This is a genomic window from Deltaproteobacteria bacterium, assembly GCA_019308995.1.
GTDB lineage: Bacteria > Desulfobacterota > Desulfarculia > Adiutricales > JAFDHD01 > JAFDHD01.
The window spans coordinates 1-6,722 of the sequence record JAFDHD010000148.1; the positions used below are offsets into that span (position 1 = coordinate 1).

8 protein-coding genes are annotated in these 6,722 nt (G+C 53.9%); all 8 read left to right on the forward strand.

What is annotated here, in order from left to right; all coding sequences use genetic code 11:
- On the forward strand, positions 1–1,111 hold a 1,111-nt coding region (locus JRI95_15725), incomplete at its 5' end, for an AMP-binding protein (GenBank protein ID MBW2062991.1).
- Between the two features lie 190 nt (positions 1,112–1,301).
- Entirely contained in the window at positions 1,302–3,305 is a 2,004-nt protein-coding gene (locus JRI95_15730) for a cation:proton antiporter (GenBank protein ID MBW2062992.1), read from the forward strand.
- Between the two features lie 135 nt (positions 3,306–3,440).
- The gene (locus JRI95_15735; GenBank protein ID MBW2062993.1) at positions 3,441–3,749 is read left to right on the forward strand and encodes a nucleotidyltransferase family protein; all 309 of its coding nucleotides are present in this window, start codon (positions 3,441–3,443) and stop codon (positions 3,747–3,749) included.
- Positions 3,750–4,080: 331 nt separating this feature from the next.
- The gene (locus JRI95_15740; protein MBW2062994.1) at positions 4,081–4,920 is read left to right on the forward strand and encodes a fumarate hydratase; all 840 of its coding nucleotides are present in this window, start codon (positions 4,081–4,083) and stop codon (positions 4,918–4,920) included.
- Positions 4,917–5,483 carry a Fe-S-containing hydro-lyase gene (locus JRI95_15745; protein MBW2062995.1) on the forward strand — a complete coding sequence of 189 codons (567 nt, stop codon included), beginning with the start codon at positions 4,917–4,919 and terminating at the stop codon, positions 5,481–5,483. The genes JRI95_15740 and JRI95_15745 overlap by 4 nt, the downstream gene beginning before the upstream one ends.
- Positions 5,480–5,857 carry a succinate dehydrogenase, cytochrome b556 subunit gene (sdhC, locus tag JRI95_15750; protein MBW2062996.1) on the forward strand — a complete coding sequence of 126 codons (378 nt, stop codon included), beginning with the start codon at positions 5,480–5,482 and terminating at the stop codon, positions 5,855–5,857. The genes JRI95_15745 and sdhC overlap by 4 nt, the downstream gene beginning before the upstream one ends.
- 23 nt (positions 5,858–5,880) lie before the next feature.
- A complete protein-coding gene (gene sdhD / locus JRI95_15755) occupies positions 5,881–6,252 on the forward strand; it encodes a succinate dehydrogenase, hydrophobic membrane anchor protein (GenBank protein ID MBW2062997.1) in 372 nt (123 codons plus the stop codon).
- Between the two features lie 5 nt (positions 6,253–6,257).
- On the forward strand, positions 6,258–6,722 hold a 465-nt coding region (locus JRI95_15760; GenBank protein MBW2062998.1), incomplete at its 3' end, for an FAD-binding protein.

Sequence of the window (6,722 nt, forward strand, 5' to 3'; positions counted from 1 at the left end):
GCCTGAACATTTGGAAAAGGAAGCCTCGATTGAACCGCCTTCTGAAACGACCCTGGATGATCCGGGGGTGATCATCTTCACGTCTGGCACGACCGGCCAGCCCAAAGGGGCGGTCCTGACCCAGGGAAACCTGAGCCATGACGCGCAGAATATCATCCGCATCTGGGAGATCAGCCAGGCCGACATCCTGTGTCACGCCCTGCCTTTTTTTCACGCCCATGGCCTGTGCTTTGCCTTGCACACTTCGCTTCTGGCCGGCGCGGGTATGGTCATGCTCGATGTCTTCAACCCGGACGCGGTCCTCAGCGTCCTGTCTTGCAAGGAGGGGGACTTGGCCTGCACCGTCTTCATGGCCGTGCCGACCATGTATGTTCGGCTCATGGAGCGCGCCTCAGGGGAAAGCCGCGACTATTCCCATCTCAGGCTTCTGACCTCCGGTTCGGCCCCTTTGCTGGCCCAGGATTTCATGCGCATCAAAGAGGTCTTTGGCCAGGCGCCGGTGGAACGGGAGGGGATGTCTGAGACGGGCATGAATTTTTCCAATCCGATCCGAGGCACAAGGGTACCCGGTTCCATCGGCCGGCCTCTGCCCGAGCTCCAGGTCAGGATCGTGGACCCGGCGTTATTTGAGGATGTCCCGCTTGGTGAGACAGGCGAGCTCTGGCTGAAAGGGCCGGGGATCACCCCGGGCTACTGGGGCAAGCCTGAAGAGACGGAAAAGGCCTTTGTCCAGGGCTGGTTCAGGACAGGTGATCTGGGACGGCGGGATGAGCAGGGATACTTTTTTCTGAGCGACCGCATTAAGCACATTATCATCTCCGGCGGGGAGAACATCTCCCCCAGAGAGATCGAGCTCCTTATCAACACCCTGGCCGAGGTCGCCGAATCTTCAGTCGTGGGCGTTCCCGACGCCGCCTGGGGTGAAAAGGTCGTTGCGGCCGTGGCGCCGCGCCCTGGTTCGGGCCTGACCAGCGACCAGATCAAGGCCTATTTGAAAAGAAACCTCCTTAACTGGAAATGCCCCAAGGAGATTCTTTTTGTGGATGAACTGCCCAAGAATCAGATGGGCAAGGTCTTAAAGGAAGATGTAAAAGCGCTTTTTATCAACTGAAACATCGGCCCGGTCCCGCGAAGGATACCCCTCCAGGCGTGCAAGGAGACTAGAGAACATGTTGAACCAGCCATCCTTATATGTTCACTCCCATCGAAAGGTACCGGTTACGGCCTCCCATGGACAGATTAGAGGGTTTTCAATAATATTTTTCCATTCAAGACCCTAGAAGACACAAGAAGCTTAGGTCATGGAAATACCATTACTGAATGATATTGGCATCATATTTGGACTGGCTATTGCTGTTCTCTTTATATGCCACCGATTAAAAATACCGGCTATTGTAGGGTTCCTGCTGACCGGTATATTGACAGGACCTCATGGATTAAAGCTGGTAAAAGCGATTCATGAAGTTGAGGTTTTGGCTGAAGTCGGTGTGGTGCTCTTACTCTTTACTATCGGTCTGGAGTTCTCGTTTAGAAGCCTCTTGCAGATAAAAAAACCGATCTTGATAGGGGGCTCAATCCAGGTTTTACTGACCTTTTTAGCTGGTGTTGTGATCGCCGGTGAATTAGGGGTGCCATTTGATAAAGCTGTTTTTATTGGGTTTTTATTGTCCCTCAGCAGCACGGCCATCGTCCTCAAACTTATGCGGGATAGGGCTGAAGTTGACAGCCCGCATGGACGTACAACCCTTGGCATCCTGATTTTCCAGGATATCATTGTTGTGCCCATGATATTAATCACGCCCGTGCTGGCCGGGGCGACAGCGGGTTCGGCCGAGGCTGCTTTCATCTTCGCGGGTAAGGGAATTGGCATTATCCTGCTGGTGTTTGTCAGTGCAAAATGGATCGTACCCCAGGTATTATATCAGATTGCCCGAACGCGAAATCGAGAGCTTTTCTTACTAAGTATAGTTCTGATATGCATCACGGTTACGTGGCTGACTTCCGAGCTAGGGCTTTCCCTGGCCTTGGGTGCGTTTTTGGCAGGATTGATCATTTCCGAGTCTGAATACAGCCATCATGCGTTAGAGAATATTTTACCTTTTCGTGATGTCTTTACAAGCTTCTTTTTTGTCTCTGTGGGCATGCTGCTGGATGTCGGCTTTTTTTTCCAGCAGCCGCTTCTCATAATGCTGATTGCTTTTGGTGTTTTAATTCTGAAGGCTTCCATTGCAGGTTTTGTAACCATTTTGCTAGGTTTTCCTTTTCGGACCGCTATTCTCGCCGGGTTTGCGCTTTGTCAGGTTGGTGAATTTTCTTTCATCTTATCCAGGAGCGGTACTGAGTATGGTTTAATTACTGGAGATATTTACCAGATGTTTCTGACTGTTTCTATTCTGACCATGTCGGCGACTCCATTTATGATAATCATGGCGCCTCGCCTGGCAGATATCATCCTTCGGGTGCCATGGCCTCAAAGATTAAAGTCAGGCTTACATCCCGGTTTAAAAATAGAAGTGAGCCAAAAAAAGGACCATATAATTATTGTTGGATTTGGAGTCAATGGCAAAAATGTTGCACGGGCCGCTGATAGAGCAGGTATCCCTTACGTGATTATAGAAATGAACCCTGAAACGGTCAGGAGCGAGCAAGCAAGGGGTGTACCGATTTACTTCGGCGATGCGACCCACGAGGCCATACTTGGACATGTAAGCATTAAAAGTGCGAGGGTTGTCGTAATCGCCATTAACGACCCTACAGCCACCCGCAGGATTACGGAAGTTGCCCGGGGCCTTAATTCAGCGGTCCATGTAATCGTAAGAACGCGTTACCTCCAGGAGATGAAGGCTTTGTATGAGCTGGGGGCCGATGAAGTTATACCGGAAGAGTTTGAGACATCCGTGGAAATCTTTAGTCGGGTTTTGGACAGGTACCTTGTGCCAAGAGACGCCATCGAGAGACTCGTGACCGAAGTGAGGTCAGACGGTTACCAAATGTTTCGAAGCCTTGCCAAAGGTTCGGCCTCTTTTTCCGATTTGACGCCTTATCTTCCGGATGTCGAAATATGTACGCTGCAACTTGACCAAGGCTCGACTCTGGTTGGAAAGACGTTAGCCCAGACCGAATTGAGAAAGAAATATGGGGTCACTGTGTTGGCCATACGCCGCGACTCGCAAATATTGTCTAACCCGGATCCAAACATTCAATTTGAAGCCAACGACACGCTTTATATCATTGGCTCACCGGATAAGATCAATCATTTGGCGGGATTAATGAGGGATCAAGAGAAAGGGGCGCGGAGTTCATGATGTTTAAGACGATGTTGTCCGCCCTGTCCAGAGAAACGCAGATATCTATTTGTTTTCCGGCGGGAAAAACAATATGCACCGGGGGAATGTGCTATAATTATCCGAACCTCCCAGGTGTTTAATGGGGTAGATGACATGACTGGCACAGGTAAAAATCTCAAAATACCCGAAGCTGAGGTCGCTGCGTTTTGCCAGCGTCATCACATTCGCAAGCTGGCCTTCTTTGGCTCTGTCCTTCGAGACGACTTTGGAAGCGACAGTGATGTTGACGTTTTGGTGGAATTTGAACCAAGGCATATACCAGGGTTGCAATTTTTTTCAATGGAACGCGAACTTTCGGAAATCCTGGGCCGGAAAGTAGACCTCAACACACCGGGCTTTATCAGCTCGTCTTTCCGGGATGATGTGCTTCGGGGAGCGGTGATACAGTATGATACCACATGAAGACCAGGTTCGATTGCACCATGTGCTGGACCACGCCGCCGAAGCCGTTGAGATGGTAAAGGGTCGAATGCGGTCTGACCTCGATAATGACAGGCAGCTGAATCTTTGATTCTGAAACCAGGAAGCCAAAAGGAAAATAATTCTGCGCTATAACCTGCCTTACCCCCCTGGTCTAGTGATTTTTTACCACTCCCAACACGGGCCTCTTCCTTATAGCTCTCTGTAATTTAAAAAATTCATTGCATCGCCTCTGGATTTGAGCCTATAATCGCCTCTCAATCTTGAACCAGGCCTGCCCTTAAGGTTTGGTTTAGCGGGAGTTGATTTTGCTGTGCGGGAGATAGACGCTGACCTTATTCGCCGGACCATCAAGGACCTCTTCCTTCAAGCCAACTTTGTCCTCAGCCCCGACGTTATCGCTGCCTTTGAAAAAGGAAAAACCATCGAAGAATCGCCTGTGGGTCGGGACATCTTCGACCGCCTCCTGGAAAACGCCGCATTAGCTAAAGAGCACCGTATCCCCATCTGCCAGGATACCGGTCTGGCCATCATCTTCGTGGACCTGGGCCAGGAGGTGCATATTGTAGGCGGCGATCTGGAGTCGGCCCTGGAGCAAGGGGTGCGTCAGGCTTATCAAGAGGGCTTTCTGCGCAAATCGGTCTGTCATCCTTTAACCAGAAAAAATACGGGCGATAACACGCCAATTACTATCCATACGACCGTCGTTCCCGGGGATAAACTCAGGCTGGTGGCCATGCCCAAGGGCGGCGGCGGCGAAAACATGAGCCGCCTCTTTATGCTCCCGCCTTCAGCCGGTTGGGCCGGGGTGAAGGAGAAGGTCGTCCAGACCGTGGATGAGGCCGGTCCGAACCCCTGCCCGCCTCTGGTGGTGGGCGTGGCCGTGGGCGGCAGCTTTGAACTGGCTGCCCGGGAGGTGAAGAAGGCGCTCTTAAGGCCCGTCGGCCAGCCCAACCCTGACCCGGAGGCCGCGGCCCTGGAGGCTGAACTGCTTGAAGCGATCAATGATACGGGTGTCGGCCCCCAGGGGCTGGGCGGCCGGGTTACGGCGTTGGCCGTGCACCTGAAGCTTCTGCCTTGCCATATCGCCTCACTCCCTCTGGCGGTCAATCTCCAGTGCCATGCCGCCCGTCATGCCGAGGCCGTGCTATGACCGCTGCGCACCGCCTTGAGGCGCCCCTGAGCCGCTCTGACCTGGAGTCCCTTCAGGCCGGTGACCTGGCCCTGGTTTCTGGCACGCTTTACACCGCCCGGGACGCGGCGCACAAGCGGCTGGTCGAGGCCATTGATCAAGGCGAAGGCCTGCCCATGGACCTGGACGGCCAGATCCTTTATTACGTCGGACCGACACCGGCTTCGCCCGGTCGGGTCATTGGAGCGGCTGGGCCGACGACCAGCTATCGCATGGACCCTTACACGCCCGCCTTACTCAAACTGGGCCTGAAAGCCATGATTGGCAAAGGCCGCCGTTCTGAGGAGGTCAGGCAGGCCATGCTAAAATACGGCGCGGTTTACCTGGCCGCCATTGGCGGGGCCGGGGCCTTGCTCAGCCAGGCCGTCAAGTCCGTGGAGATCATCGCCTACGAAGACCTGGGGCCGGAAGCCGTACGCCGCCTGACGGTTGAAGACTTTCCGGTCACGGTCATCAATGACCTGGCTGGAAGAGACCTTTACGAAGAAGGAAAGAGGCGGTACGCCAGAGGAAATAAATCATGAAGGCTTACAAACCCAAAAAACATTATCGCTGGCATCCCGGCTTTGTCTTCTGGCTCCTGCACCGCCTCGCCGGGTTAGGGCTGGCCGGCTACCTGATCCTGCATGTCTGGGTCCTGTCCCACCTGCTTAAAGGGGAGGCCGAATTCAAACGAATCATGGACGCCTTCGACCATCCGGTCATTCGGCTCATGGAGATCGGCCTCCTGGGCCTGGTCCTCTTCCACGGCCTCAACGGCCTCCGCATCCTGCTGATGGACTATGGGCCCATGGCCAATAAAGAATCATACATCAAGTACCTGGCAGGAACCTTTATTGTCATCGCCGTGCTCTTTATTATCGGCGGCGCGGCTATGCTGCGAACGTTATTAACTTAATGATTCCATGAGGAGAACTGCTAATGGCCCTGAATTTCGTTTCCGGTCGCACCGGGGCTTTTGAATGGCTTTTCCAGCGGGTTTCCGGCGTGGTGCTGGCCATGATCCTGGCCACGCACTTCATCCTGCTGCACTTCATTTCAGACGGCGAATATGAGTACGACGTCATCATGGCCCGCCTGGCCAGCCCGACCTGGAAGGTCTTTTACCTCTGTTTCCTGTTTTTTGCCTTATACCACGCCATGAACGGGGCAAAGATCCTGATTGACGATTACATCCATGAGCCGCGCTGGCGGACCCTTTTAATATGCCTTGACTGGCTGCTGGCCCTGGTTCTGTTTTTCTACGGGGCCCTGGTCATTATTGCCCACACGGCCCCGGTGGTGCAGGGGTGACGGTTATGGCGGAAATCATCTTTCACAAGCATGACATCATCATCGTTGGCGCCGGGGGGGCCGGTCTGCGGGCCGCGCTGGAGGCTTCAAAGGGCGCTAAAACAGGCGTCATCTCCGAGGTCTTTCCGACGCGCTCGCACACGGTTAGCGCTCAGGGCGGCATCAGCGCCACCCTGGGAAACGTTGAGCCGGACGACTGGTACTGGCACATGTTCGATACGGTCAAGGGTTCGGACTACCTGGGCGATCAGGACGCCATTGAGTATATGTGCCAGCTGGGGCCGGAGGTGGTTCTCGAGCTGGAGCACATGGGTCTGCCTTTTTCCCGGCTTCCGAACGGCCGCATCTACCAGCGCATGTTCGGCGGGCATACCTCGAACTTTGGAGAAAAGTCGGTCTGCCGGTCGTGCGCCGCGGCTGATCGGACCGGTCATGCCATGCTTCATACCCTGTACCAGCAGTGTCTCAAG

What these genes read in the sequence shown, in the direction of transcription:
- sdhC (MBW2062996.1), top strand. Translation starts at nt 5,480, where the DNA reads ATGAAGGCTTACAAACCCAAAAAACATTATCGCTGGCATCCCGGCTTT.
- JRI95_15745 (MBW2062995.1), top strand. Translation starts at nt 4,917, where the DNA reads ATGACCGCTGCGCACCGCCTTGAGGCGCCCCTGAGCCGCTCTGACCTG.
- JRI95_15730 (MBW2062992.1), top strand. Translation starts at nt 1,302, where the DNA reads ATGGAAATACCATTACTGAATGATATTGGCATCATATTTGGACTGGCT.
- sdhD (MBW2062997.1), top strand. Translation starts at nt 5,881, where the DNA reads ATGGCCCTGAATTTCGTTTCCGGTCGCACCGGGGCTTTTGAATGGCTT.
- JRI95_15735 (MBW2062993.1), top strand. Translation starts at nt 3,441, where the DNA reads ATGACTGGCACAGGTAAAAATCTCAAAATACCCGAAGCTGAGGTCGCT.